At 47.5% G+C, this 25,901-nt stretch carries 21 protein-coding genes, 1 tRNA gene and 1 pseudogene; 12 read left to right on the forward strand and 11 right to left on the reverse strand.

Translation table 11 applies throughout. The annotated features are described in order from the left end of the window. Positions 1-111: 111 nt before the first annotated feature. Both rpsA and BOCO_RS02645 read right to left on the reverse strand, forming a co-directional pair. Complete coding sequence (rpsA, locus tag BOCO_RS02640) at positions 112-1,632, reverse strand: 30S ribosomal protein S1 (protein ID WP_094722550.1); 1,521 nt, start codon at positions 1,630-1,632, stop codon at positions 112-114. A gap of 184 nt (positions 1,633-1,816) precedes the next feature. Beyond that, positions 1,817-2,698, reverse strand: a complete 882-nt coding sequence (locus BOCO_RS02645) for a bifunctional methylenetetrahydrofolate dehydrogenase/methenyltetrahydrofolate cyclohydrolase (RefSeq protein WP_094722551.1) — start codon at positions 2,696-2,698, stop codon at positions 1,817-1,819. A gap of 154 nt (positions 2,699-2,852) precedes the next feature. Between BOCO_RS02645 and BOCO_RS02650 the strand changes: the two genes are divergently transcribed. Both BOCO_RS02650 and BOCO_RS02655 read left to right on the forward strand, forming a co-directional pair. Further along, positions 2,853-3,692, forward strand: coding sequence for a metal ABC transporter ATP-binding protein (locus BOCO_RS02650; protein ID WP_094722552.1), 840 nt, complete (start codon positions 2,853-2,855; stop codon positions 3,690-3,692). A gap of 30 nt (positions 3,693-3,722) precedes the next feature. Continuing rightward, positions 3,723-4,568: a metal ABC transporter permease gene (locus tag BOCO_RS02655; protein WP_094722553.1), complete on the forward strand. Its 846-nt coding sequence runs from the start codon at positions 3,723-3,725 to the stop codon at positions 4,566-4,568. A 54-nt stretch (positions 4,569-4,622) separates the two neighbouring features. Here the strand turns inward: BOCO_RS02655 and BOCO_RS02660 are convergent, their stop codons facing one another. After that, positions 4,623-5,255 carry a CarD family transcriptional regulator gene (locus BOCO_RS02660; RefSeq protein ID WP_094722554.1) on the reverse strand — a complete coding sequence of 211 codons (633 nt, stop codon included), beginning with the start codon at positions 5,253-5,255 and terminating at the stop codon, positions 4,623-4,625. A gap of 236 nt (positions 5,256-5,491) precedes the next feature. On the opposite strand from BOCO_RS02660, the gene BOCO_RS02665 reads away from it, so the two are divergent. The 4 genes from BOCO_RS02665 (at position 5,492) to BOCO_RS02680 (ending at position 9,481) form a co-directional block, all read left to right on the forward strand. Then, positions 5,492-6,232, forward strand: a complete 741-nt coding sequence (locus BOCO_RS02665) for a response regulator transcription factor (protein WP_094722555.1) — start codon at positions 5,492-5,494, stop codon at positions 6,230-6,232. A 19-nt stretch (positions 6,233-6,251) separates the two neighbouring features. Then, positions 6,252-7,382: a sensor histidine kinase gene (locus tag BOCO_RS02670; RefSeq protein ID WP_094722556.1), complete on the forward strand. Its 1,131-nt coding sequence runs from the start codon at positions 6,252-6,254 to the stop codon at positions 7,380-7,382. A 70-nt stretch (positions 7,383-7,452) separates the two neighbouring features. After that, positions 7,453-8,136, forward strand: a complete 684-nt coding sequence (locus BOCO_RS02675) for a LexA family protein (RefSeq protein ID WP_094722557.1) — start codon at positions 7,453-7,455, stop codon at positions 8,134-8,136. Beyond that, positions 8,129-9,481, forward strand: coding sequence for a Y-family DNA polymerase (locus BOCO_RS02680; RefSeq protein ID WP_094722558.1), 1,353 nt, complete (start codon positions 8,129-8,131; stop codon positions 9,479-9,481). Before BOCO_RS02675 ends, BOCO_RS02680 begins: the two co-directional genes overlap by 8 nt. Positions 9,482-9,526: 45 nt before the next feature. Here BOCO_RS02680 and BOCO_RS02685 read toward each other — a convergent pair whose 3' ends face one another. Then, complete coding sequence (locus tag BOCO_RS02685) at positions 9,527-10,246, reverse strand: ComF family protein (protein ID WP_148140046.1); 720 nt, start codon at positions 10,244-10,246, stop codon at positions 9,527-9,529. A gap of 67 nt (positions 10,247-10,313) precedes the next feature. Next, positions 10,314-11,135, reverse strand: coding sequence for an HAD-IIB family hydrolase (locus tag BOCO_RS02690; RefSeq protein WP_094722926.1), 822 nt, complete (start codon positions 11,133-11,135; stop codon positions 10,314-10,316). A gap of 97 nt (positions 11,136-11,232) precedes the next feature. Between BOCO_RS02690 and BOCO_RS02695 the strand changes: the two genes are divergently transcribed. Next, positions 11,233-11,667, forward strand: coding sequence for a metallopeptidase family protein (locus tag BOCO_RS02695; protein WP_094722560.1), 435 nt, complete (start codon positions 11,233-11,235; stop codon positions 11,665-11,667). Positions 11,668-11,676: 9 nt separating this feature from the next. Here BOCO_RS02695 and BOCO_RS02700 read toward each other — a convergent pair whose 3' ends face one another. Both BOCO_RS02700 and BOCO_RS02705 read right to left on the reverse strand, forming a co-directional pair. Then, complete coding sequence (locus tag BOCO_RS02700; RefSeq protein WP_094722561.1) at positions 11,677-13,221, reverse strand: DUF5719 family protein; 1,545 nt, start codon at positions 13,219-13,221, stop codon at positions 11,677-11,679. After that, a complete protein-coding gene (locus BOCO_RS02705) occupies positions 13,218-16,439 on the reverse strand; it encodes a glycosyltransferase family 2 protein (RefSeq protein WP_094722562.1) in 3,222 nt (1,073 codons plus the stop codon). Before BOCO_RS02705 ends, BOCO_RS02700 begins: the two co-directional genes overlap by 4 nt. A gap of 299 nt (positions 16,440-16,738) precedes the next feature. Between BOCO_RS02705 and BOCO_RS02710 the strand changes: the two genes are divergently transcribed. The 4 genes from BOCO_RS02710 (at position 16,739) to BOCO_RS02725 (ending at position 21,988) form a co-directional block, all read left to right on the forward strand. Further along, positions 16,739-18,163 (forward strand): LCP family protein, encoded by a 1,425-nt coding sequence (locus BOCO_RS02710; protein ID WP_094722563.1) that lies wholly within the window; start codon positions 16,739-16,741, stop codon positions 18,161-18,163. 86 nt (positions 18,164-18,249) lie between these two features. Then, positions 18,250-19,581, forward strand: coding sequence for an LCP family protein (locus BOCO_RS02715; RefSeq protein ID WP_094722564.1), 1,332 nt, complete (start codon positions 18,250-18,252; stop codon positions 19,579-19,581). Between the two features lie 287 nt (positions 19,582-19,868). After that, positions 19,869-21,608, forward strand: a complete 1,740-nt coding sequence (locus BOCO_RS02720) for an FtsK/SpoIIIE domain-containing protein (protein WP_158520397.1) — start codon at positions 19,869-19,871, stop codon at positions 21,606-21,608. 104 nt (positions 21,609-21,712) lie between these two features. After that, positions 21,713-21,988 (forward strand): WhiB family transcriptional regulator, encoded by a 276-nt coding sequence (locus BOCO_RS02725; RefSeq protein WP_094722566.1) that lies wholly within the window; start codon positions 21,713-21,715, stop codon positions 21,986-21,988. 83 nt (positions 21,989-22,071) lie between these two features. Here BOCO_RS02725 and BOCO_RS02730 read toward each other — a convergent pair whose 3' ends face one another. Continuing rightward, positions 22,072-23,577, reverse strand: a complete 1,506-nt coding sequence (locus BOCO_RS02730) for a sensor histidine kinase (protein WP_094722927.1) — start codon at positions 23,575-23,577, stop codon at positions 22,072-22,074. Positions 23,578-23,838: 261 nt separating this feature from the next. Here BOCO_RS02730 and trhA point away from each other — a divergent pair. After that, positions 23,839-24,504, forward strand: a pseudogene (gene trhA / locus BOCO_RS02735) (PAQR family membrane homeostasis protein TrhA); the annotation flags it as partial. Between the two features lie 95 nt (positions 24,505-24,599). On the opposite strand, the gene BOCO_RS02740 reads toward trhA, so the two are convergent. The 3 genes from BOCO_RS02740 to BOCO_RS02750 all read right to left on the reverse strand — a co-directional run bounded on the left by BOCO_RS02740 (position 24,600) and on the right by BOCO_RS02750 (position 25,897). Further along, complete coding sequence (locus tag BOCO_RS02740; RefSeq protein ID WP_094722568.1) at positions 24,600-25,079, reverse strand: GreA/GreB family elongation factor; 480 nt, start codon at positions 25,077-25,079, stop codon at positions 24,600-24,602. A 213-nt stretch (positions 25,080-25,292) separates the two neighbouring features. Then, the gene (locus tag BOCO_RS02745) at positions 25,293-25,700 is read right to left on the reverse strand and encodes an FKBP-type peptidyl-prolyl cis-trans isomerase (protein ID WP_094722569.1); all 408 of its coding nucleotides are present in this window, start codon (positions 25,698-25,700) and stop codon (positions 25,293-25,295) included. Positions 25,701-25,814: 114 nt separating this feature from the next. Further along, a tRNA-Leu gene (locus BOCO_RS02750) sits at positions 25,815-25,897 on the reverse strand. Between the last annotated feature and the right edge of the window lie 4 nt (positions 25,898-25,901).

Genomic DNA, 25,901 nt, shown 5'->3' on the forward strand with positions numbered 1-25,901 from the left:
AGCCAGTAGTAGATACAACACCAGAGTGTACTCCGAGTATGATATGAAAAAGGCCCAACTCATAACTAAGTTGGGCCTTTTAGCTAATACACTAGAGAGCTACACTGATGGTCACTGCTTCTCTTTCAGAAGCTGTTCACGCAGAGCAGCCAATTGATCGTCAGAAGCTAAGGTACCTTCTGGGGCAGCTTCTGAGGCAAAGGTATTAGTTGCATTATCTGTAGAAGCCTGCTGGTCTTCCTTAGCAGTGGACTGTTCCGAAGACTCAGACTCTGCATTCTTAGCATCTTCAGCCGCAGATGCCTCAGCATTTTCCATCTCTTTAGCTACAAAGGCCTTGTGCTGCTCCCACAGGTCGTGTGCAGCCGCATACTGCGACTCCCACTCTTCCCGCTGCTGCTCGTAGCCAGCAATCCACTCGTTGGTCTCCGGGTCGAAACCTTCTGGATACTTGTAGTTGCCCTCTTCGTCATACTCTGCAGGCATACCGTAGATAGCTGGATCAAAGTCCTCAGAAGCAGGGTCGACTGATTCATCTGCCTGCTTAAGAGATAGAGAAATACGACGACGGTCTAAATCAACGTCAATAACTTTGACGAAGATCTCATCACCCTGCTTAACGACAGTCTCCGGATTTTCAACATGCCGGTTAGCTAATTCGGAGATGTGAACCAGACCCTCGATACCATCCTCAACGGATACAAAGACACCAAACTGTACAATCTTGGTAACCTTGCCTTTGACGACCTGTCCAGGTACATGGGTACGTGCGAAGCGCTGCCACGGATCTTCCTGAGTAGCCTTGAGTGACAGTGAAATTCTCTCACGATCATTATCCACATCAAGAACTTCTACAGTAACCTTCTGCCCAACCTTGACAACCTCAGAAGGATGGTCAATGTGCTTCCAAGAGAGTTCAGAAACGTGGATCAAACCATCAACTCCACCCAAGTCAACGAATGCACCGAAGTTGACAATAGAGGAAATGGTACCCTCGCGAATCTGCCCCTTCTTCAGCTGAGCCATGAAGGTCTCACGGACTTCAGACTGGGTCTCTTCAAGGTACTGACGACGAGAAATGACAACATTATTACGGTTCTTATCTAGCTCCAAAATCTTAGCTTGGATCTTCTGACCAATGTACGGAGACAGATCACGAACGCGACGCATCTCAACCAAAGAAGCCGGCAAGAATCCGCGGAGACCGATGTCAACGATTAGACCACCCTTGACAGCCTCAATAACAGTACCCTCAACGATACCGTCAGATTCTTTGATCTTTTCGATATCGCCCCAAGCACGCTCGTACTGAGCCCTCTTCTTGGATAGGATCAGACGACCCTCTTTATCTTCTTTGGTGACAACGAGAGCTTCGATCTCGTCCCCTACCTGAACAACCTCGTCCGGGTTGACGTCTTTCTTAATAGAAAGTTCACGAGCCGGGATTACTCCCTCAGTCTTGTAGCCGATGTCCAAAAGTACTTCGTCGTGGTCAATTTTAACGACGGTCCCCTGAACCAAATCGCCATCGTCAAAGTTCTTGATTGTGGAATCGACTGCCTTGATGAAGTCCTCTTTGGAGCCGATATCGTTGATAGCGACCTGTGGAACCTCTTGTGTATTCTCTGCCATTAATGAGTAGTTTTCTTGAATAGATGGATGGATAATTGCTTATTTCAGTTATACATTTTTTATTTATTTGTCTACTGCTGATGCAGCACACAGCTCTATAATAGGAGTTGGGGCAGTCAAATTCATCAGGTCTTTCCGGCGTGTCGCAAATCTAGTTCTTTCCGTCACTAATAGCTTATCTACCTCAGTCCTTCAAGTTGCGTTCAGCTGCTTCCACTACATTAGTCAAGAGCATGGCACGTGTCATAGGTCCAACCCCACCTGGATTCGGCGTATAGGCACTGGCATACTCACGAGCAGTAGGCTCTATATCACCCCGGATATGCCAACGGCTCTGGACTTCATCCCACACCCTTGTAACACCTACATCAACTAAAACTGCTCCAGGTTTAACATCTGTTTGTTTTACCAACCCTGCATGCCCTACTGCTGCAATAATCACATCAGCTTTGCGCATCTGCTCAACGAGATCGCGCGTACCAGTATGACAAAGCGTAACGGTAGCGTTCACTGACTTGCTTGACAGCAAGAGGCCAATAGTCCGCCCAACTGTCAACCCACGCCCTAAGACACAAACATGCTTCCCACTAAGGTTAATATCGTATGCCTTCAAGAGGGCAATAATGCCGCGGGGGGTACACGGAAGAGGCGAATGCAACACACCGGAAGTATGCAAGACGAGTTGCCCCAAGTTATAAGGGTGCATGCCATCAGCATCTTTGGATGGATCGATGGAATTAATGACCGCTGTTTCGTCTATGCCTGAGGGAAGAGGGAGTTGAACAATAAAGCCCGTACATGCAGGATCCTGATTGAGCAGATGTACCTGTTCAAGGATGCTTTCACTACTAGCATCAGCAGGCAATTGCCGGCGAATCGAACGAATACCAACTTCAGCACAGTCCCGATGCTTACCCTCGACATACTTTACTGAACCGGGATCATTGCCTACGAGCAGGGTTCCTAGACCAGGTTGCCTACCTTGTGAGATAAGCATTTCGACTCGCTGCTTCAAATCTTGCTTGATCCGCTCTGCCTGGGCTCTCCCGTCCAGCATGACAACCATCTACGTTAACCTCCATTTGCTCAGGCTCATGAACTTGATGCCTGCTCATTCCAAGGATATAACCTTCCCACTATGTTGGCTTGTCTATATTGAGAACGATAATCATTAAGGAACAGGGCAACATAAAGTTCAATACCCTCAGAAAGGTGGCAGTATGGACAAGCAGACCCATCACAGTCCAGCGATAGTTCTCGACAACGCCGCAATTTCTAGGGGTGGACACACCATTTGGTCTCATGGAAATTTCAGTATTCCGACAGCAAGTGTGACAGCCATCGTTGGTACAAATGGTGCTGGAAAGACCTCACTACTCAAAGCAGAACTGGGTCTACTAGCATCTTCATCTGGCTCTATAGAAGTTCTTGGACAACCAGCAGGTAAAGCCAAAGCCAAGATTGGGTATGTACCACAGTCATACAGCAATCAAGATGATGTAAACCTGACCGTTGAGCAGTCAGTACTCCTAGGTATCAATGGCAACAGATTCGGTATACATCCTACTCGAGTTAGCGAGAGAGGACAGGCTCGCAGAGCCATGTCACTTACCGGAATTGAAGACCGTGCTGCAGCTCGGTTAGGTGAGTTATCGGGTGGCCTTCGACAACGTGCAGCCATCGCTCAAGCCTTAGCCAGTGATCCAGAACTGCTCATACTGGATGAGCCTCTAGCAAATCTAGATTTGGCTAGTCAGAGAGAATGTGTACAAGTACTGTCCAACCTTAATCATGAACTAGGTATGACTATCCAAATAGTGGCACATGATCTCAATGTACTTTTACCGATTCTGACCGGAGCTGTCTACATACTTGACGGTCGACCTCACTATGCCAATATTCACGATGTTATGAACTCAGACTTGTTAACACAACTGTATGGCACCCCAGTCGAAGTAGTCACCACACCGCAAGGCAACATGTTTATCAGCCCTCATGCTGGTGGAAGCAAACCTAAGGAACAGAACTTACATACTCGTTCAAGGAATTGCCAGCAATAGTGGTAACTACCAGCAGAAGGACACGCACCTATGACCACCTTTACGTTTGACCCTCACTGGTTTACAACGCTTGAAGCTCCATTCATGCTTAAGGCTATCCTAGCGGGAGCCTTAATTGCTATTGCCGCTGGAACCATGGGCTACTTCACCATAGCCAGAAACTCTACATTTGCTGCACATGCTCTTGCCCACATAGGACTACCGGGTGCAACAGGAGCAGTGCTCTTAGGGCTACCTGTTTCAGCTGGTATGGGACTGTTTGCACTGGCTGGCGCTTTAGTCATTGCAGCTTTAGGCAAAAAGGCCTCTCAACGAGAGATAGCAACTGGAACCGTTTTGGCCTTTGCCACAGGCTTGGGACTGTTTTTTGCTCGCTTATCTTCTTCAGCTTCTCAGCAAATGCAGGCAATCTTATTTGGCTCTATTTTGACGGTAAGCACCGGCCAATTGGTCACCTTTATCATTTTTGATCTAGTACTTATCCTTGCACTATGCTTGGTCTACCGCCCTTTGCTTTTTAGTTCAGTCGATGAACAAGTCGCTCAGGCTAAAGGCGTCCCAATTGCAGCTATGAATGTGCTCTACATGACCCTCATGGCAGGTGTCATTACTATCGCTGTCCCCGCAGTAGGAACTCTTCTCATCTTTGCTTTGATCGTAACCCCTGCTGCCACAGCCAATATTCTTACTGCGTCACCGCTAAAAGCCATGGGAATTTCAAGCCTCATCTGCCTAATTGCTATTTGGGCTGGTCTAGTTCTCTCAACTATGTTTCCTGCGCCGCCATCTTTCATTATTGTAACTATTTCTACACTGATTTGGGCTCTAACGAAATTCGGTCACTACCTGTCAACTTTTACCAATAAAGCATCGTGAGAAACCGCTGACTCGGTGTATAAGGTGATAAGTCAACAATAGCGTATCAATTACTCAGCTACTACTTTTGCTTTTGGGCTTGGCTTTAGCCTTGGCCGCTTTTTCTTTAGCCTGCTCAGCTACACGTTCCAAGGTTTGATTTGCTGCTTCTTTGGGAGCTTTACTATGATGTTTTTCATCGCCTTCTTGCGGTTGGCGATACCCCAAGTTCACATCGATAAGCCTCTGGGTCTCGTTTTCATCGAGTTTTTCAGACAGAGCAATCTCTGAAGTTAAAATAGATCGAGCCTTGCTCAGCATGCGCTTTTCCCCTGCGGACAATCCATGCTCGTCTACATCTCGCTGGGATAAATCTCGAACAACCTCAGCGATTTTGTTAACTTCACCGGTCGCAATTTTTTCAACATTAAGCTTATATCGACGAGACCAATTCATCTCTTTTTCCTCGACGATAGGGGTACGTAAGATTTGGAAAACCTTTGACACAGCTTTACCATCGACAATATCTCGCACACCAACTTTTTTGGCGTTTTCAACAGGGACATCAATAACAAGGCCATCTGAAGAGAGTACAGAAAGCTGCAAGTATTGGCGAGTTATCCCTTTAACGGTCCGCTCAGTAATGGCATCAACCCTGGCAGCGCCATGCCGTGGATAGACGACCATATCACCAACCTTGTAATCCATGGACCCTCCATCAGCGTACTTACACACTCTCTAATACAGCGATAAGTAGCAACATAAACGTACAATAATATACGTATATGCTTGCATCTGCCATGGACGAGAAAAGCCTTAAGAAATAGGGCTTTTCTGAATCAGGCGTGTAGAGACCGTATACAAGATTGTCAATGATTTTTTACCCCTATGACTAGTCTTACAATTAAATAAGAACTAATGCGAAGTAAAGGCGGCAAGTAAGCATGATGAAGAACACGACCAACTATGTGGCACCAATCACTATTTTGGTGGTTGAAGATGAACCCACGCTGGCCACCGCCATAGCGCAGCGTATAACGGCAGAAGGCTGGACTGCCCGAGTGGCTTCCGACGGAGCCAGTGCTGTGCAAGCCGCCAGCCAATTCAGACCTGATTTAATTGTCATGGACATCATGCTGCCAGTCATGGATGGTTTAGAGGCAACTAAGCGCATCGTGGCAGAAAGGCCTGTGCCCGTACTAATCCTGACAGCGCGCGACGATGAAGCAGATAAAGTTACTGGCTTAGGTGCCGGTGCCGATGATTACATGACAAAACCTTTCTCTATGCGTGAACTCATTGCACGCTGCAAAGCCTTACTCCGTCGAGTGGAACGCGCCAAGGTTATCGCTAAAAATTCCGAAAATGAGAAATTACTAGATTTTGGTTCCCTGGTGATTGACCCAGCTCAACGCATCGTTACTCAAGATGGACAACAAGTTCATTTGACACCTACTGAATTTGACCTCTTAGCAACTCTAGCCCGCAAACCAAAGTCAGTTCTTACCCGAGAAAAGTTACTCGAAGAAGTCTGGGATTGGGTCGATGCCTCAGGTACTCGCACTGTTGATTCTCATGTCAAGGCCTTACGTCATAAGTTGGGTGCACAGATGATTCGGACCGTACATGGTGTCGGTTATGCCTTTGAGCCTCCAGAGGTAAACGGTCAAGGAGCTCAGTCCTGAAAGTACGTATGAGCGACGTATGAAAAAACAGTCACAAAGTACACGCCAAAAACAGTCAACCAAACAGTCATTTGTTACAGCAGTAAAATCCACTGTCAAAACAGGCAGGCCAATTGGGGCTTTTTCTTCACTAAAGATAGAGCTTAGCGTCCTTATTACCATTGCAACAGCCATCGCTTTCATCATGGCTTGGTTCCTATTAAAAATGGGATGGTCTGGATGGCTAGCCATGCCATTGACCCTTATCGTGGCTTTAGGTATTACCTACTACTTTTCCCGCGGTCTTACTGCTCCCCTCCGCCAAATGCGTGATGTCGCCAAAGCAATGGCTGAAGGCGATTACAGTGTCCGAGTTCAGACAGCAACACAATCACATGATGAAGTGGGACTTCTGGCCCGATCTTTTAATGAAATGGCAGAAGAACTTCAGCATGCAGATCAGATGCGGCGAGATATGGTTGCAAACGTATCTCACGAATTACGAACACCCGTTTCTGCGTTGCAAGCCATGGTCGAAAATATGGCAGATGGTGTCACTGAACCCACACCCGCTAATTTGGAAGGTATTCTGGACCAAGCTCATCGCTTAAGCGATTTGATTGCCTTTCTTCTTGATCTCTCACGCATGGAAGCTGGGGCAGCAAGTTTGGAAATTGAAAAATTCAATTTTGCTGATTTTATCGACGCCACAGTCGGTCCCCTAGAAATCGCTGATGCTGGACACGCACATACACTTCGCGTTGACATTCCCCCACAAATCTCCATGGAAGGCGACCAGGACCGCCTACGGCAACTCTTCACGAATATCATTGCCAATGCTCTCAAACACTCAGCAGACGGCACTGAGGTGCTCATTGAAGCTCATGAAGATGAGATTCATGGAACTGTTGTGACCAACGTTATAAACTTTGGATCTCAAATACCTCCTGAAGCACGATCTGATATTTTCAGGCGGTTCGTCAAAGGAAAGTCTGGCCCTGGAACCGAATCGGGAGGTACTGGCCTCGGGCTTTCGATTGCACGCTGGGCTGCCCAATTACATGGAGGACAAGTTCGCGTAGTCGATGATTCTCGTGGCGCAGATTTTGAAGTTATCTTGCCCCGGTACCATATCGAAGACTACGAACTTGAAGAAGACGCTCACAGCTGAGCTTGTCCGATGAACTACCCATAATAGTATTCGAACGTTTGTTCGAATACTATAGAATGAGGTGGTAACGATGGTCAAGTACAGCAAAGAGCGGTCTACGGCATCGAAACAACAAGGAGAGATCGACCCGCCATCTCGTGTTAGTGCCATATACACACCTACCGCAAAACCGCAGCTGATCCCCATCGCCTTAGAATCGGTTCATGCCGGTTTTCCCTCAGTAGCTCAAGATTATTTTTCAGGTGATTTTAGCTTCGATGAACACGTGATTGTCCATCCAAATTCCACGTTTATTGTGCGTGTGGCTGGGGATTCCATGACAGGAGCAGGCATCTTCGATGGCGATCTTGTGGTCGTAGATAGGGCCTTGCTTCCTATTGACGGAGACGTGGTCATTGCAGTTTTAGACAATGAACTCACCTTAAAACGCTTGCGATATAACGGACAACAGACCTACCTACAGGCAGAAAATCCCGAATATCCCGACTTTCACCTCCAAGAAGGGGAAGAACTGGTGATTTGGGGTGTGGTAACCGGTAATTATCACTGGCAGCGTACAGACAACAATCCTCATATAGGACACACACCAGCTCCACATACTACTTATCCTCAGCCTGGTCATGGGTCAACTCGAACACAGCACATAACAGCTAACAGCAAACAGTCTCAATCAGCACAGACAACAAACAGATCATGTGCACACTCTGTCACCACGTCACCTTACCCATCATCAGAATGGGGACACCATGCCTAACCCACCAATAGCATCACCTCACGAGCACAGCACTCCTGCGAAACCTCAGTATGTCTTAGCTGATGCTAACTCTTTTTTCGCTTCCTGTGAGTCAGTCTTCAACCCCAGCCTTGCCGGAAGACCAGTGGTGGTACTATCCAACAACGACGGTTGTGTGGTCGCCCGTAGCCCAGCAGCCAAGAAATTAGGCATCACTAATGGCACAGCGTGGTTCAAGATAAGAGAACAGGCCACTGCAGATGGGGTCATCCCCCGAAGTTCCAACTATGAACTGTATGCATCACTTTCTCACCGAATGATGGCAATTATGGAACAGTTTTTCCCCGAACAGGAAGTTTATTCGATTGACGAGTGCTTCCTGCTGAGTTTATGGGACCAGGCAACTACCCTACGTACTTGTAAACAAATGCGAGAGTGCGTACTACGCAGTGTTGGTATACCTGTAAGCATAGGCATAGCACCCACTAAGACCTTAGCAAAAGTGTCCAATCACTGGGCCAAAGATCATCCTACGACAGCTGGTATTAGCTTCTGGGAGGATATCCAGCAGGAATTCGGAGATCGAGTTTTAGCCTCAATACCAGTGTCAGAAATTTGGGGAGTGGGACACCGGTTAACACGTAAGTTAGAAAGTATAGGAATCGTCACCGCGCTCGACTTGAGAGATTCTAACCCTAGTCTTATCAGACGTAGATTCTCTGTTCTTCTAGAGCGCACTGTTTTAGAACTGAGAGGCATTCCAGCTATCGAAGCTGATGAAAATGCCAACAACGGTATACGAACCAATCAAATCTTATGTTCACGCATGTTCTCTCAACCTGTTATTGGTTTTGAAACGCTCAGCGAGGCCCTCAGCGTCTACGCACAGAAAGCATGCACCCGCCTTCGCAGACAAAACAGTTTATGTTCACAAGTTCGAGCTTTTTGCTCTACCAGCCCGTACGAACCCCATAAGTACACGGCCTCCAGTCACACCATTCAGCTATCAGATCCTTCAGATGACCCTTTAACAATTAGCCATGCGGCCAGAACTGCTCTCAAAGAACGGATTGATCCTCATGCTCCCTATGTCCGTGCCGGGGTCGTACTCCTCGGATTACAGGATGCAACCAGTTTCCACACTTTAGAAGGATTAGAGCCCAATAGGGACCCTGGTCTAGGTTCAGCACTAGAAGAAATATCTCATCGTTTCGGTCCCTTCCGAGCAGGAATCGGCTATGGCGGTGTCCGTGGAAAAGGTCGGCAAAGTGAAGACACTGGCAGGAAGTGGGCCATGAATCGGCACATGCTTTCCGCTAGACCCACCACACGATGGGAGGAAATGGCCACAGTTTATGCTCGATAGACTCTACACATTTGAATATGATGTACAAGTTTTTATAAGCATCTTCTATTCCTCTATCGCAATTCCTGCTCTGGCCAGCGTAAATAACGTGAGAGGGTGAAAATTTGCTTTCCGCAAAGCCAAAGCACACTGGCTGGCAGTGGAACCTGTAGTAATGATGTCATCTACAAGAATTACAGTGCACCCTGTAATCCGTCTATCAGCACACACCTGAACACGCCCGTTCACTCGCTGTGATCTAGCAGCAGCTCCATGCAATTGGACTGACTTGCTCTTCACATCCTTCAGCTTCAATATCTGCTTCACACAGGCTCGATAACCCAGCTTTTGCAATTCGAGAGCTACACTTCTGGCTATAGGCATTAAGTGAATCCGACCACGACGACGTACCGACGTCAGCGAAGAAGGAACTGGAACTACAAGAATCTGACTTCGACAGTACTGATCAGCTCTTCCACAGACAGCAGCAATCAAATCTTTCATCGCCATTTCGAGGGGGCGAGTAACTTCCAAATCTCCATGGTCTTTCCACTCTAAAATAGCTTTACGGAGCACCCCAGTATACCGACCACAAGCATACCCAAAGTCCCATTCATAACCGTAAATACGAAATACTTGATTCTGATGAAAGCAGTCCAAACAGCTAGAACACAAGACCTGGTCTGGCATGTCACATCCTGCACAGCCACGAGGCATAAGCAAGTCCCGCATTGCCCGTACAGCGGAAACAACCACAGCCATCAGCAAGACAATAAACGATCTCATGCCACGACAATAACAACTATGAGATAGTCACCGAGACCTAAGCGCAATTGTGGTTAACAATAAAGACTCAACTCTTCGACATCAACAACGGCTCCATACGCTGTAAAAGAGTCAACGTATCCTGCGGATCACTGACCCGCAGTGCCATTGTACCTGCTTGAGCTGCTGGATAATCATTACCATCAGGATCCATTCGGTCACCAACAAAAACCATCTGATCAATAGCTATATCCAAGATTCCTGCCAGCTTCTGCACTGCATAGGCCTTATCGATTCCCCTTGCTGAAATATCAACGCTAGTCGATCCACCTGAACGCACTTGCAGGTGGGGCAAATCACCAGCAACAGCAGAGGTTAAAGCATTTTTCTTTTCATTGGTAGGATCCCAAGCCTCTTTCTTATCTACTGGAGCTTCCTGGCCCAAAGCAGAGAAAGTGATCTGTGATCCACGATCTTCTATACGCGGACCCCAAGTCTTTTCCTCCCAGAAACCCAACTCTTGAGCTCTTCGTTGTAAACTGGCCGCTGCCGCGTGTCGGTCCTGCTCGCTCAAATCGTGTGCATATACCTGGCTCCAATTACCGCCGTCCCAACGGTAATACCGGGTACCTGACGTCGGCATCAGGTGTAAGTTGAAACGATTAGTTTCAACCGGAAGTACATCTAGCACCTGCTCTTGAAATTGTTCAAAACGCCCACCAGAAACGATTGCTACAGGCATTATCCTTGTCATAGTTGCGAACTGGAACGCGACAGGCTCTGTCATCCTGGTCTTTGACCGTGCCAGCGTCGTATCTAAGTCAAAAGCAAGTACTTTGGCACGCAAACAAATGCTTGATAGATCTTGCTCTTGCCATGATGAAACAACCAATCCTTGCTGTTTTTCCATTCCCATAGATACACCTCGTAGCTGCCTAACAATGGATATAAACCATGGTTATCCTAACAAGAACCGTAAATCGAGATAAGTTATTACGATAGTAACCATGAAATCCACACCCTTACCTTGGCAAGAAGCAACCTACCGAAACTTACATGGACGTGGCATACGGCGCCCCACCTTCGGTACACACCTGCCACGTTCTCGCACGCGGGCCGGCATATTTGACGCAATAGTGGCCGCACAAATGAAGAGGTTAGAAGCTGCTTGGCCTCAACTCATACGTCCTGTCCAATTTGCCGTGGAAGACACTCCCCCTTCTGATCCCTTACCTTGGGATGCTGAACCATATCCACTGTCACGGTCCTTCCCAGCTAGTAGGAATATCCCTGCTCGAATTGTGCTCTACCGTTTACCGATACAACATAAAACCCATAGTCGCCTTGAACTCCAGATCATTATTCGGGATGAAATCGTACAGAGTTTGGCTGAACTCTATGGTAAACACCCTGAAGATATAGACCCTTCCTATAAATTCTAAAGGGTCTCATCAGTCAACTATCCCCTGTTCTTGCTTGACCTGTATTGACAGGCTTTGCGGCATCAAACTACTGGGTTGCAATACAGCCAGGCCAGCTTGGTTGGCTTGCGCGACTGTTGGAACTCCCACACGCACGTTCCAGACTGCCTGTCCAGACTGAACTTCGAGACGGACAATCGATACCTTTGCTCCAATCTGATCAAAATCGATACCTTCAGCATGCCCTTTATCGAGATTCAGTTGTTTATCAGCTACATACTTTCCGTCGCCATCAAAGCCATCTATCCGTAGACGAAGTGGGCTTGCGCTAGGATTCATAACAAGTATTCGCCCAAGGCTATTCTCTGGCAGAGTAACCGCGCTCACTGCGGCAGCAGGTGTTGGAGTAACCACCGTAAAATCACTTTGATTGAGAGCACCTGTTCGTGTCAGCTGGACAGCTGCAACTAGAGGTTTATCACCTTGCACCAAGAGACCGTTCGCGTTCTGTGGGGCCTCTCCTAGGTTAATTCTACTCACCTTACGTGCACTGATTTCGACCTGTTTCAGCTTTATTGGCCCCGTAGGAGTAGACCAAGCTAGTTGGACAGGAGTTTCTTCTTCCCCCTTAAGTAGCAGCTCAGCATGATCATGCTCTTCGATTCCAGCCAAACTTATTTGCTTGTTGGCGCTTCCTACCTCTCTTATAAAGTCAGATCCCTTGGAATCTGTTCCTGACATGGCGCTCACTCGCACTACTGCAGCAACCGGCGCATCGTTGCCTTTAATACTAATGAAGAGACCATCTTGGTCCGGCAGAGCTGCAGACAAGTCAAAGACACTCTCACTTACCGCTTTCACAACGACATTCGCACTGGTAGCTAATGGTAGACGGCCGGCAGACCGTGTACCGTACGCTTGAATGGTAACGCTTGTAGCCTTCGTCGATTGATTATAGAGCACCAATTGTTGCGACCATCCACGCTGGGTGCTGGGCAACAGGAAGGAGTGATCAAAACTGGAAGTTAGACATGAAGTCGCTTGTACACCACTGAGATCACCTTTGGTTGCCCAGGAAACCACGGATGAAGAAGTACCCGCTCCCCTAGCTGCTTTCAACAACTGAGTTCTGTGAATACTAGCCTCTTGATGCTCTGAATCAGAAAGCTCTTGAACCTGTTCACCATCACCTAGGTCATGATCTACTAGCTGCTGTGGATGCTTACCTGTTACCGAACTTGCGTTCGACGTATACACTGGACCAAAAGCGCTGTACCTACGTGAGGCAGTTATGTCTCCCTCACTCGGTTTCGCTTCACCAAAGCCGTTCACATCAGCAAGCGTCATTCGTGACGGACAGTATGAGGTCAAATTAAGCTGGCTGACGAGGTGTTTATTAACCTCTTCTGATTGCTTATCATCTACAATTGAAGTTGGTGGCTTCAAAAAAATAAGAGCTAACACGAACATGACAATGAGAAGGGCCGAGAGCACAGCAACCATCGAATGCACAACTCGTACATGACGAGTGGAACTAGCTTTCTTCTCTTTAATACCCGTATCCTCACGTATCACGATAGCCTCCCCTCAACTATCCTCCATCGCGGTAACGCAACAAGAGCATAGGCCAATAGCGTAAGCCAGAGAGACCAGAGCCAAACTACGCGCCACCAGAGCCCTGCAGCAGCATGCTGTCCTGCCAGGTCAAGTCCTTGCTTACTAGCATCTACAGTCGTCAACCTGAAGTATGTACCAGTTGGACCTGAAACTACCTGCTGAGTACCGTCGGAAGCAGTAATGTTTGAAGATAATACATCTGTAGGTAACTTCGTGCCATGGCCAGTCTCCTCCTCATTGCTAGGAATGAAAATGCCACCTATGCCAAGACGGCCCATAGTTTCAATAGCACTACTATTAGGGCTAGCCATCAATGCAGCGACAGCAGCAGACAACTCTTGCTCAGCCTGATCAGGCCGCCCCCCTAGTTTGAGAGCTTGAGCTGAAGCAGACACATCCACTATGTCACCACGTTCGGTACGCATCATAGTGTAACTGATCTGTCGATCATTATGAGCCCGTACAGCAAGTACCCTATGCCGGTCAGAGCGTGACAGATAATCCACTGCCACCATTGGTAAACCGCCACCATCTGAACGCAAACGAGCATTATCCATTCGACTCAGTCCACCGAAAGCTGTTGCAATCACGGTGATTAGCAAAACTACAGAAAGGCTAGCACGCGCTATCCGTTGCACAGACCAAGCCCTTGGAACACTATCGATTTTCCCATCTTCCCCTAGAAGAGCTGGGTCACGCACAAGAGCTTGTTGTGCCTGTGCCGCAAGCTCAACAGCTTCAGTATTTGCGTCTAAAGATGCATACGCATGGTAACTGCTCTGCCGATGGACATTCAGCGTTTCAAAAGGTCTGACTGCACCTCCAGCCATCATAACCACACATGACAATAGACCTAACATAGCCAAAAGCAATCCAGGAAGGGGTGATCCAGCAGCAGGTCGAGTCCATCCCTGCCCTACTGCTACACAGGTAGAGATGACAGCCAGAATAGCTCCTACGATGCTCAAGAACCACATGAGTCGAGATACCCGTGCTACAGAGGGCAAGCATAAACTCACTAAAGCTATCAGGAAAATAACCGCTAATGATACCAGCAAACACTGTGCTTGCCAGCTATTCGTCGACAACCAAGTACTTGCCGAACCAGAAAAGTTGTACCCGAGCACTGAGCCGATAATATCAGCAATACTGGCAGATCGAGGACTCCCAAAACGGTCAGGAGAAGACACAGTAACATCAGCAAACAACTGTCTCCACGTGCCTTCAGCCCAGTGTCCTAGGGTATTAACCAAGGTGGGGGCCATAGCCAGTGCAGCAGGTAGAGGAATCAAAATGAGCATGGCCCGATGACTGCCCACCAGTGCAATAAAGAGGAGGAATACAACGATTAAAGCCAGCAACAACTGAGGTTCAGCCATTACAACAGCCGCAAAGCATACGGCTGCGCATGCTGCATTTCTCACCGATGGATGAGGTTGTGCAGGAGGATCCGTGTAATACATACCCACGGCCCGGAAGGTAAAAGCAAAGGCAGCCGGTAGGAATGCCATGACCACCATATTAGGCAAATCTCCACTGGAATAAACTGGTAACGCGAACGCGAGTGCAAGCCACAAGAGAGAAGAGATTGCTCGAATAGGGTTAGACCTTGTAAAGATACCTGCGAGCGCCCAAAAAGATAGAACTGCTAGGGGTATGCAAGCAAAAAACAACAGGGCAACAGCTGCAGAAACATTACCACCAGTAATAACAGCTACTGGTAGCAGGAGCAGGAAAAATGGTGTGGGCGCTGTTGGTGAACCAACACCTAACCCCCATGACCAAGGAATAGTCGCGGCTTCTGCCAACTGTGACATATTGGCCGCAGAACCCAAAAGGTATTCAGAATGGAGAATACCACCTGTAAACAGATCTTTCAGTAGTGACCATGATGAGAACCCAGTGACGATACATGCCACTGCTACAACGGCGCAAGCCCAATATATGCGAATCTTCTGTTGACTACGTAGATGTGCCCTAGCAAGATTATTAAGCAAAGGGTGATTAAGCTGGTCTTCGTATGCTTCCAAGCGAAGTCTCCACTGTTTCACCTGTTGTCTGGTGACTTGTAATGGTTCTAACTTACTGTTCGCAGTATTGCTCACTTGCCGTAATTTCTGCCTTGCTGAAAGCAGCTTTCCCAATCTCGCAAGCACCCGCCAAGGGCTGCACAATTCGCATACAGCTGCATATGGCTGTTTATTTATTAAGCGAACCACAGCGAACCAAAGGGCTCCTACTAGTCTTAAGAGCCATATTAATGGCCACAGAACTGGCGAATGATTGGCATACAGGAAGCTTTCCCTGGCATCTATCACCTGCATAGAGCTATCACGGACCATCTCTGGAGAGACAGTCTGGCCAGACTTTGTTCTCATTCCCTCATACCGAGCTCGTCTATGACCAATACGAGCAGATGGCACCACCACTACACGCCCACCAGACAGGCAAACTCTACGTGAGAAATCCTCTGATTGCCCGAAAGTACTCACCCATGTTCCTAGATTTGGTATGGCTCGTAAGGTGTGTAAGGGCAGTAAAGCACCTGATAAGGAAACAGCAAAAACGTCCTGGCGACTATCATACTGTTCCTGGTCTGGCTCACCATCAACAACGAGACTGCTAACACGCCCTTTATCAGCATAATAACCCACATTATGTAGGCCGTTGCCTTCCCAATCTAATTGCTTACTGCCTAAGAGCGACGCCGTAGGCGTATCATGCCAAGTTTCAACCAATGATTCCAAGCAACAACCATCAAGCGGCTTGGAATCATCGTGGAGAAGCCAAATACCATTCACAGCAGCTGGCAAGTGCGCATACTCCAACGCACGTCGTATAGCGTCCGCGAAAGAAGTGGCACCATATGCTCGAACAATCTCGATACTTACTGAACGCTCTTCATGGGACTGTCCATGTAAATGGTCAAAATTCACTTGAGAGTACAGTGGCTGACTAGTACTTCCCGAGCAGTCTGCGATAATAATGGAACCTGGAAGCAGCTTCTGCGCAAAAACTGCCGCTAATGTTTCAGGAAAGTAAGTCAAATCAGTTTCTACTGTAACCACAGCTGCTATTGAGGAATCCACCTCTTGCCAGCTAGACAGAGGCTGAGTGCGCAGTACATCTGCGAGAACCTGTTTAACATCTGTGACGTTTGAAGAGGACGAACTCATAAGCTCTAGTCTACGCAAAGCCCTGTAGTGCAAAACTCGCCGGGCAGTTCTTGCACATTTTTCACATTCACTATTGAATGATCAAAGGCCTAGTTAAGACTGGCTTTCTGCCCTATAGCTACCTAACGTAACTTACACTTTCTACCCAAAAAATAGCATAATTACCGCTGAACGACACAAGAGTGCACGCATAGTCTTACAATTAGCTAGTGTATCTGTGCGGAAGATATCCTACTTGCGGCATCACTGTCTCCGCGCGCTACTTAGTAAACTGCTGCGGTATTTAGGAAGGCGCAAACGTGACCTCACACAAGAAAGATAGCCACGGTGTACCCAATATCGGGGGAAGAGCTTCTTTAGGCCCACGGCACTCTCTGGGCTTTCGAGTATCTCATCCCGTCAGAACAGGGATAGCAGCCACCCTATGTGCTCTCATTGTTTTTGCAGGATCTTTTATAGCAGCAGCATTCGTGGAAACCATGGGCAGCATTCACGTTCTTTCTCACCCAGCATACCAAGGTAAGAACACTCCAAACCCAGAAGACATCTATAAAGGCAAAACTCTCAACATACTTATCTTAGGTCAGGATACTCGTGAAGGAGAAGGCAACGCAGCTATCGGTGGAGGTGCTCCTGAAGAGGCAGGAAATCACCAATCAGATACGACAATTGTTGCCCAGATTTCTGCCGACCGAACTTATATCAATTTAGTACCTATTCCTCGTGACTCCATGGTGAACGCCCCCTCTTGTGTAACCAGCAAAGGAACTACCATTCCGGCCCGTTATAACGTTATGTTTAATTCAATATTCGCTACGGGATACAGCGAAGGTGGCGATGTCGCTTCAGCGGCATCGTGCACACTGACTGCAGTTAATAGTTTGACAGGACTGGACATCCAACAATTTGTCGTTGCTGATTTCAACGGGCTTAAAGACATGATTGACGCCCTAGGTGGAGTCAATGTTTGCATTCCAGTTGACACTCAAGATGCATACACTGGCTTAGATCTAAAGAAAGGCTTGCGGCACTTAGACGGTACTTCAGCAACCCAGTATGCCAGGATGAGGCATGGGACAGGAACTGATGGTTCTGACATCATGAGAACCACTCGTCAGCAATACCTAGTAAAGACACTGGTAAATGAGGCGCAACAGAAGAATGTGTATTCAGACTTTGGCACTCTATACCAACTCGTTAAAACATCGCTTTCGGCCTTACAGCTAAGCCAAGGATTGGGCAACCTCTCAACTCTGTTCGGTTTAGCAGATAGCATGAAAAATATAGATTCAAGCCATATTTATTCACGCACACTACCCGTAAAGCCTGATCCTAACAACCCAATGGCACGAGTGGTCTGGGACTCAAGCGCACAAGACATTTGGCAAACATTGAAGAACGAAAAACCATTGACAGACAAGGAAATTCATAAGGAAGAATCTGAGAGCCACGTTATTGAACAATCACCTGCCAGTCCAACACCACATTCGAATACCACAAACGGCACTCATAGCTCAGCTGAAGCATCAACAGGTCCCGTCCAGCCAGCTCCCGACCCAATAACTGGCTTAATTAAACAAGGCGATAAGCTCATCGATCCCATTACGGGAGGCACTGTCAACCCTGAGGATGGCACTATTAGGGATGCCAACTCAGGACAGTACATCGGAATATCTGAACGCTATCTGACTTCTACGGTATGTGCTGTTCCTGCACAGAAATAGTCCGAGATTGACCAGCAGACAGCCCAAACATGTTAAGTCTTTGTTTGGAGGGCTAGTGAGGAGTGTCAGAAAGAGGTTAACAACAGATGAGTGAGCGATCACGCGCCGATCAGGCAGGACAGGAGCCACCTTCTTTCCTCCCTTCTGGCAAGTCTCAACGCAGCTTGCGTTCCAACCGACCAGTTGCAGCAGATCCCCTGAGATCAAGTTCAAGACGGTCCAACCAGAAAGCTTCCTCACAGCCAGCACCTACCTTTGCTCCCACAGCAGAAGCTAGCAACGCACAACCACGTACTACACAATCTCGGCGTCAACATACACAAACTCGAATAGCCCCTGCCCTACCCACATCAGGTTCTGCCGCTAGACGCGCTGGAGGACGATATCACCAGGGAAATAGTACTCCCTTGCAACCAGCACGTAGACTACATACCACAGCAGTAGCTCAAAGACCACCTGTAGCGTATAACAAACAGGGGCATCATGCTCGCAAAATTCTATCTACTTTCCTCGTCGGAATCATCGCGTTAATCATTTGCAGCATTGGCAGTGCATGGTTTTGGACTTCCAAGCAGCTCCAGCATAAGGATATGCTAACGAATATGGCTTCTGGCACTGCCACCAGTTGGCTCATACTCGGTTCTGATGAACGAGATGGTACCGAAGGTACCGGCACCACCGACGATACACCAGGTTTTCGAACTGATACTATTCTGGTACTTACCAAGCCTAGACACGGTAACACATCACTTATTTCCATCCCACGAGACTCACTAGTTACAGTCAATGGGCAAGGAATGAAAATTAATGCTGCTGCAAATATATACGGATATAGAGCCTTAACTGGCCAAGTTGAAGCGATTTCCGGTCATAAAATAGACCATGTAGTCCTCATTCGATTCGGTGGACTTGAAGGTGTAGTGCAGGCATTAGGTGGTGTTAACTTGTGCTATGACCAGACCGTCAACGACCCCTACTCAGGATTAAACTGGACAGCAGGATGTCACAAGGCTGATGGTGGTACAGCCCTGGCTTTTTCTCGTATGCGTTATGCGGATCCCAAAGGAGATTTTGGTAGAGCTGAACGCCAGCGCATGGTTATTGCTGCCATCACCCACAAAGCGGTTTCAGCCAAAACACTCATGAATTTTTCTACTTTATCGCGCGTTTCGAAAGCTTCATTAGGATCAATCACCGTTGACGAAAGCACTAATCCCTGGACTTTGGTCAGAATGGCCCTCGCATTCCAAGAAGCATCTGGTAGCAAAGGGATAAATGGCTCTGTCTACTGGACGGATCCCGATTATTATGTAAGCGGATTGGGCTCAACAGTACTTTTGGATGACAAGCGAAATCTTGACCTTTTCGCACAACTTGGCGACGGTAGCCATGAACCAGGTCCTGTTGGTGGCGTGTAGAACGGCTGTCTCCTAAGGGAAGAAGTACACTCGACCACAGTACACTGCTATTCACCTGCCAGCTCTGAACATGCCTCACAATGAGTTCCATGAGTTTGAAAACTGGAAAACCGACAGCTACACACAGCATACGTAGTCAGTTCTGGCTCAGCTGCATAGGACAATCAGCCCCTATATTCTCTCAACTGGGAATTATGGTACTTATGGTACTGCAAGGCAATTGGCTATATACTATCCTGCTTACACCAAGTCTGATCGCTACGAGTGCGCTAAGCATCAGCAATCTGATGACATCACTGAAAACAACACACTCGATAAAACAGCATTCAGACGAAGGTGTCAGCGAAGATTCCACTGCATACCCCTTAGGTTCCATGAATGTGGGTGCTCCTCTTAATGCACTTCCCCCTGTGAAATTACAAGATATCGTCGCAGGGCATGAAGCAGTTAGTTTAGGGGGTTTTCTCTGGCAAGGAATTGTCCACCATTGGCTTATCAATAAGGACCCACCAAAAAGCTCAGACTCTAAGGCTGATGAATATTATCTAACTATGTTGGGATCGTCCACTCAAGGTGGTTTCTGTCTCAACCTTCCTAAGCAGGGGCCCCATGCGCTAGTCGCCGGAACGACTGGATCTGGAAAGTCTGTTTTGCTCCAAGACTGGTGTCTCAGTCTAGCCTGCAAACTACCTCCTCAATGTGTTAATTTTGTCTTCCTCGATTTTAAAGGTGGATCAGCCTTTAATCTTCTCAGTAAACTACCCCACTGCGTTGGTTCTGTTTCTGACCTCAACCTCGAGACCTCTGTTCGAGCTATTAAGGCATTAGAGCTTGAGCTCAAACGCCGAGAGCAAATAGTTGCGGACCAGGGTGTAACGAGTTTCGAACAACTGGACGATCCTCCAGCGCGTTTGCTGGTTGTTATTGATGAATTTCAAGCACTTCGACAACAACTGCCAGACTACATGGACCACCTAGTACAGCTGGCTTCTTTAGGCCGGTCACTAGGAATCCACCTCATTGTTTGCTCACAAAGCACACTAGGGCAGGTCAGTACCCAGATGAAAGCAAATATGAATTTAAACATCTCACTGAGAGTAAGAGACACCATACAGTCTAACGAACTGTTGGGGTCTAACTGTGCTGCGCTCATTAGCCCAAACTCCCCCGGCCTAGGATTTTATACAGATGGCGAGCAGCTTACAGGATTTTACTGTGCTTCCTGCGAGCAAGCCGGCGAAATCATCAGGCAGATTGAGCAAGCAACTCGCTTTTGCATGCTCCCATCACCCTGCAAGCTGTTTACTGCTCCCCTGCCACAAGTCCTATCTAGCTCTGCCCGTTTACATACGATTGCGCTCGCTCATTGGGAATGCGGTAAAGCTTGCATATGCTTAGGTCTTTCAGATGACGGCGTCAAGCTCTATGACTGTCTACTTACTCTTGAACACAACCTTGTTATCATAGGTGGACCAGGAAGAGGAAAAAGCAACCTTATTGGGCTCGTACTCTCCCAACTCAAAAAACTGGGATCTTCAAACCGCACGTCAGGAAGAGACATCGAACTCATCTACGGACGTTTCGACAGTAATGGCTACCACGAACAATCATACTCATACAATCATTGCGAGCAGGCAAGCTCGAGTAATTCTTCGAACGAAGAACCGATGCCGCCATGTCATACAAACAACCGATTTTCTAATCATCTCACCTTCTGGCTACTAGATGATGCAGATGAACTGCTGGACCCCTTGAATCAAGACCCCCTCGCTCAGAGATTGCACCTGGCTCTAAACAATCCTGAAGTCCAGGTTGTTATAAGCTTGAAGTCTATTCGCAGACTACGTGAACCGGATCAATTCCCCTACCAAATTATCTTCCCCAGTGGCCAGCGTGCTGAAGATGTGATGGCAGGAATCCCTCCGAAACTGCTACAAACTTTACCGAGTAGTTCGAACTCAACCCCTGGTCGCGCTATACTACTTAATCATGGACAAGCCACTATTCTTCAGTGCTCACAAAAATAATTTTTTCTCTCATAAGTCTTGAAAAGTTGCTCTAATCGTGCTTCCCTATAGTAAGTGACCTAGTGTAACGACAGTCATATTTGTCAGAAAGTAGAAGTGAGAATATGAGTAGTGCATTTGATTGGCGCGCTAAAGCTGCCTGCCGTGATAAAGACCCAGAGCTTTTCTTCCCAGTAGGAAACACTGGTGCTGCATACCAGCAAATAGAAGAAGCCAAAGCTGTTTGCAGGTCTTGTGAAGTCATTGATGCGTGCTTGAAGTGTGCACTAGACACTAATCAGGATTACGGTGTCTGGGGAGGCATGAGCGAGGATGAACGCAGGGCCCTCAAACGCCGGGCCATGCGAGCTCGCAGAACCCAGGCCATGCAGCAATCCTAAGAGTAATTGTCCCTGAACTTTTTGGATCTACCTGTTGCGGTTCAGCTGTAGTGCTAGCTAACACGCAACAGGTATTCAATCCGTTATCTAGTTTTTTTCTCCCCTGCCTTCTGAGCAGCACGAAGCTGAAGATTAATTACTACTCGAGTACCTCCGTCACGACGTGGCCCCCAACGTACTGTCCCACCAAAATCATTGGTAACAAACGTATTAATAATTTGCGTACCAAGACCGGACCCAGATGAACGAGCTAGGCCAGCTCTAGACTCAGTGTCATATCCATTTCCATCGTCCTCTACTACTACATTGAGATTGTCTCCGCCTCTTCCAACGGAAATGGTTATATGACCCTCTTTACAGCCTTCAAAGCCGTGTTCAACGGCATTATTAACTAACTCAGTCAGCACTAATGATAACGGAGTTGCATCTTGGGCTGGCATCATGCCGAACTTACCAATATAAGATATTGATATCTTTTGGTCTGACGTCGTTGCTAAGTCCACACTCATTTTGAGGAGATTCGCAATAACTTTGTCAAAATCGACGATTTCGTCTGCGGTCTGACTTAATCCTTCGTGAACAACAGCAATAGTTTGCACTCTTCGTTGAGCCTCTTCCAGTTCTTTGCGAACTTCTTCAGATTTCGTTCTTCTGCTCTGTAATCGGAGAAGGGCAGAAACCGTTTGAAGATTATTTTTAACCCTATGATGAATTTCCGATATCGTTGCATCCTTGGTCTGTAACTCTTTTTCACGCCTGCGAAGTTCGGTGACATCCCTGCATAAAACAATACCTCCTATTCTTTTCTCCTCACTGTACAGGGGCAAGGATCGCATGGACACAGCAGAACGATTTACAACCAGCTCAGAGTCTACTGCAGCTTTAGCCGTCAGCACCAGTGGAAGAGAATCTGGAAGAGGATCATTTTGTTTAATTAAAGAAGTACCTATTTCACTGAGATATTGGCCTGGCATGGTTTCAACAGAACCCAACCGCCTGAAGCAGGATATAGCATTGGGTGAGGCATACCGTACAACACCACCGGCTGTCAAAATAATAAAACCATCTGCTACACGAGCATTATGCCGCTGGTTCATCACCGAATCAGAGTATGGAAATTGCCCGCGAGTGATCATATCAAACAGAGCTTTACCAGCATTGATACTTTCACTCTCGTATCGCCCGTTTGACTCTCTGGTGGCCATATTAGTTTCTCGAGCTACCAGCCCCAGTGTTTTACCTTTATGCCGAATGGGAGCATACACATCACACACGGTAGCCTTGCCCACGGTACGCATATGGTTAGAACGTAATACTTCTCCAGATTCCATAGCTGCATCCAGCTCATTGAGACGATCCTGCGGTATCAAGTTTCCAACCACATCTTCGGTTCGGAGGGACATAACAGTAGACGGCCTACATTGCTCTGCTACTACATATCGTCCATCTGACCTCCTCAGCAACAAAAGAAGATCAGCGAAACTTAAATCAGCAATAACCTGCCAGTCAGCTACTAAAAGGTGAAGCCACTCACGGTCACCTTCATCGAAGTCAGAAAACGTAGCAAGGATCTCAGAAAAATCAGCCATAGTATCATCATAGCTGAGGTATTCCTCAGATACTTCCCCTAGCGCTACACTAGAAGCAAAAGAGCAAAGCTTCTTGACGATCACTGTCAATTGCTAAGGATAACCATGCAATATAAGTTACATCACCCAACTTCATCGGACGACACTAGGAGATGTGAAGCATACCAATATTCCACCGGCAAAGACCTTAAGAATTGTGATGAAGAAAAATGTCAAGGTAAACCGCCAGCGATGAAACAAGAACCGACGCAGGAGAAGCATCACACAATCCGATTGGATGTACACGGACGCCCTAAACCAATGATGCGAGGCTGGATTCACGCTGTCACAGCCCCTCTAGCTTTAGCTTCTGGGATAGTGCTCATTTGTATTAGTCACGGTTTAGCTCTGAAATTAGCTTGCTCTGTTTTTATGATCAGCTCATTAGCCCTCTTCGGAAATTCTGCTCTCTACCACTTGGGCAACTGGTCGCCAGAAGTCACTGATATTTTACGCCGCTTAGACCACGTCAATATCTTCCTTCTCATTGCAGGGACGTACACGCCGATTTCTTTTGCCCTGTCTCCCTCTTGGCGTCGCCTTATACTCATTGGAATCTGGACTGGAACTATCGTTGTCATGTTTATCCACGTTATCTGGATATCTGCACCCCGCTGGCTTTACACTTCAGTCTATATCATCTTTGGAGTAGCAGGAATTGGTTTTATGGGGCTTTTCTGGAAATCACCAGTTGCAGGACCGGCTGTGGTGTGGTTATTAATCGCCGGTGGCCTCTGCTATATTGCAGGTGCAGTTGTCTACGCGTCACGTAAGCCTGACCCCTGGCCTAAAGTACTTGGATTTCATGAGATTTTCCATGGCGGCACTGTAGCGGGTTATGTTTGCCATGTCGTAGCCATCTACCTAGTAGTTTGTCATCTCATGTAGTACATGACTTGCAGCATATATGAAAGCCAGCTACCAGCAGAAGAACCGTGCAAAAGGGTCAAAAGCAGGTAACTGGCTTCATTTTTATAAGAGCACTACTTCAAAGGCTGTGCGTCCTTAATAAGTACTGTGATCTCCTTGCCATTAGGGGTCTTGTATGAAACTGTGTCTCCCGTTTTATGACTTAAAATTGCTGCGCCGATAGGAGATTCTGGACTGATAACTTCGTAATCTGTCGCAACCGCAATATCACGAGATCCCAGTACATACACCATTTCACTGCCAGCTATGTCTAAAGTGACAATAGAACCGTTACCAACAATACCAGCCTTAGGTGCTTTCAAAATTTTTGCATTGCGCAGCTTGACAATGAGTTCGTTGATTCGACCCTCATTCTTGCCTTGCTCCTCACGCGCTGCTTGATAGCCTCCATTTTCGCTCAAGTCTCCCTCGGCGCGAGCAGCAGCAATACGCTCGGTAATCTCATCACGGTATTCACCCTGTCGATGTTTAAGCTCATCTTCTAACTTATCGTATGCTTCTTGTGTGAGCAGAAGTGTCTTTTCCTCTGTCATCACATCCTCCTTTACCACACAGCTATGTGAGCACTTCAACCTGTACCCACTCGTTTTTCATCCTGCATACTAGGGCAGTTACCAGCGGCGCTAACCCTACTAACCAATTGCTTAGCTAGCTTTCCCCCTTCAAATACTGCTCCCGATCCCCAAGTACTGCTTGGAGCATATATGGAAAAAGCCGGATCTGACCGGCCCTCCACAGTTCAAACATCATCGAGTCGAAATAATATCAACTACGAAGACCAAGGTGTCATTCCCTCCAATTCCAGCTTGAGGTACACCCTGGGAGCCATAACCATACTCTGGAGGTATCGAAATCAGCAAACGAGAACCAACATTATGTCCTGGTACGCTCATATCCCAGCCTTTGATAACTTGGCCTACTCCAATCGCGAAACCTGCCGGTTGGTGTCGATCAAAAGAGGAATCGAATGGGGCGTCAGAACCCCAGATTACGCCATGATAGTTAACAGTAACTGTGTCACCCTTACGAACGAGCGGTCCATCACCTTCTACCAGTTCAAGAACACGCAGACCTTGAGGGGCACTGCCAGTGAAATCTATGGTTGGGTAGGCACCGAACTCAGCATTGACCTCTGGCATGCTCTGCTCTGTCATAGTTCCCTCCGAATTCTGAGCTTGTACCTGAGGTATTTGCTCGGAGTAAATCTTGCAATTTACTTGTTACTCACACATCCGAGCAAGCGTAACTCACGCATATCGAATGCACAGTGCCCCGGGTGGGATTCGAACCCACACGCTTGTTACAGCGGCGGATTTTAAGTCCGCTGCGTCTACCGTTCCGCCACCAGGGCTCAT

The sequence above is a fragment of the Bombiscardovia coagulans genome, from assembly GCF_002259585.1.
Taxonomy (GTDB): domain Bacteria; phylum Actinomycetota; class Actinomycetes; order Actinomycetales; family Bifidobacteriaceae; genus Bombiscardovia; species Bombiscardovia coagulans.

Coding starts and splice junctions, on each gene's coding strand:
- BOCO_RS02690 (WP_094722926.1), bottom strand. CDS start 11,135: ATGGAAAAACAGCAAGGATTGGTTGTTTCATCATGGCAAGAGCAAGAT.
- BOCO_RS02725 (WP_094722566.1), top strand. CDS start 21,713: ATGAGTAGTGCATTTGATTGGCGCGCTAAAGCTGCCTGCCGTGATAAA.
- BOCO_RS02645 (WP_094722551.1), bottom strand. CDS start 2,698: ATGGTTGTCATGCTGGACGGGAGAGCCCAGGCAGAGCGGATCAAGCAA.
- BOCO_RS02675 (WP_094722557.1), top strand. CDS start 7,453: ATGGTCAAGTACAGCAAAGAGCGGTCTACGGCATCGAAACAACAAGGA.
- BOCO_RS02730 (WP_094722927.1), bottom strand. CDS start 23,577: ATGGCTGATTTTTCTGAGATCCTTGCTACGTTTTCTGACTTCGATGAA.
- BOCO_RS02680 (WP_094722558.1), top strand. CDS start 8,129: ATGCCTAACCCACCAATAGCATCACCTCACGAGCACAGCACTCCTGCG.
- BOCO_RS02685 (WP_148140046.1), bottom strand. CDS start 10,246: ATGAGATCGTTTATTGTCTTGCTGATGGCTGTGGTTGTTTCCGCTGTA.
- BOCO_RS02665 (WP_094722555.1), top strand. CDS start 5,492: ATGATGAAGAACACGACCAACTATGTGGCACCAATCACTATTTTGGTG.
- BOCO_RS02660 (WP_094722554.1), bottom strand. CDS start 5,255: ATGGATTACAAGGTTGGTGATATGGTCGTCTATCCACGGCATGGCGCT.
- BOCO_RS02650 (WP_094722552.1), top strand. CDS start 2,853: ATGGACAAGCAGACCCATCACAGTCCAGCGATAGTTCTCGACAACGCC.
- rpsA (WP_094722550.1), bottom strand. CDS start 1,632: ATGGCAGAGAATACACAAGAGGTTCCACAGGTCGCTATCAACGATATC.
- BOCO_RS02740 (WP_094722568.1), bottom strand. CDS start 25,079: ATGACAGAGGAAAAGACACTTCTGCTCACACAAGAAGCATACGATAAG.
- BOCO_RS02720 (WP_158520397.1), top strand. CDS start 19,869: ATGACATCACTGAAAACAACACACTCGATAAAACAGCATTCAGACGAA.
- BOCO_RS02670 (WP_094722556.1), top strand. CDS start 6,252: ATGAAAAAACAGTCACAAAGTACACGCCAAAAACAGTCAACCAAACAG.
- BOCO_RS02715 (WP_094722564.1), top strand. CDS start 18,250: ATGAGTGAGCGATCACGCGCCGATCAGGCAGGACAGGAGCCACCTTCT.
- BOCO_RS02705 (WP_094722562.1), bottom strand. CDS start 16,439: ATGAGTTCGTCCTCTTCAAACGTCACAGATGTTAAACAGGTTCTCGCA.
- BOCO_RS02745 (WP_094722569.1), bottom strand. CDS start 25,700: ATGACAGAGCAGAGCATGCCAGAGGTCAATGCTGAGTTCGGTGCCTAC.
- BOCO_RS02695 (WP_094722560.1), top strand. CDS start 11,233: ATGAAATCCACACCCTTACCTTGGCAAGAAGCAACCTACCGAAACTTA.
- BOCO_RS02655 (WP_094722553.1), top strand. CDS start 3,723: ATGACCACCTTTACGTTTGACCCTCACTGGTTTACAACGCTTGAAGCT.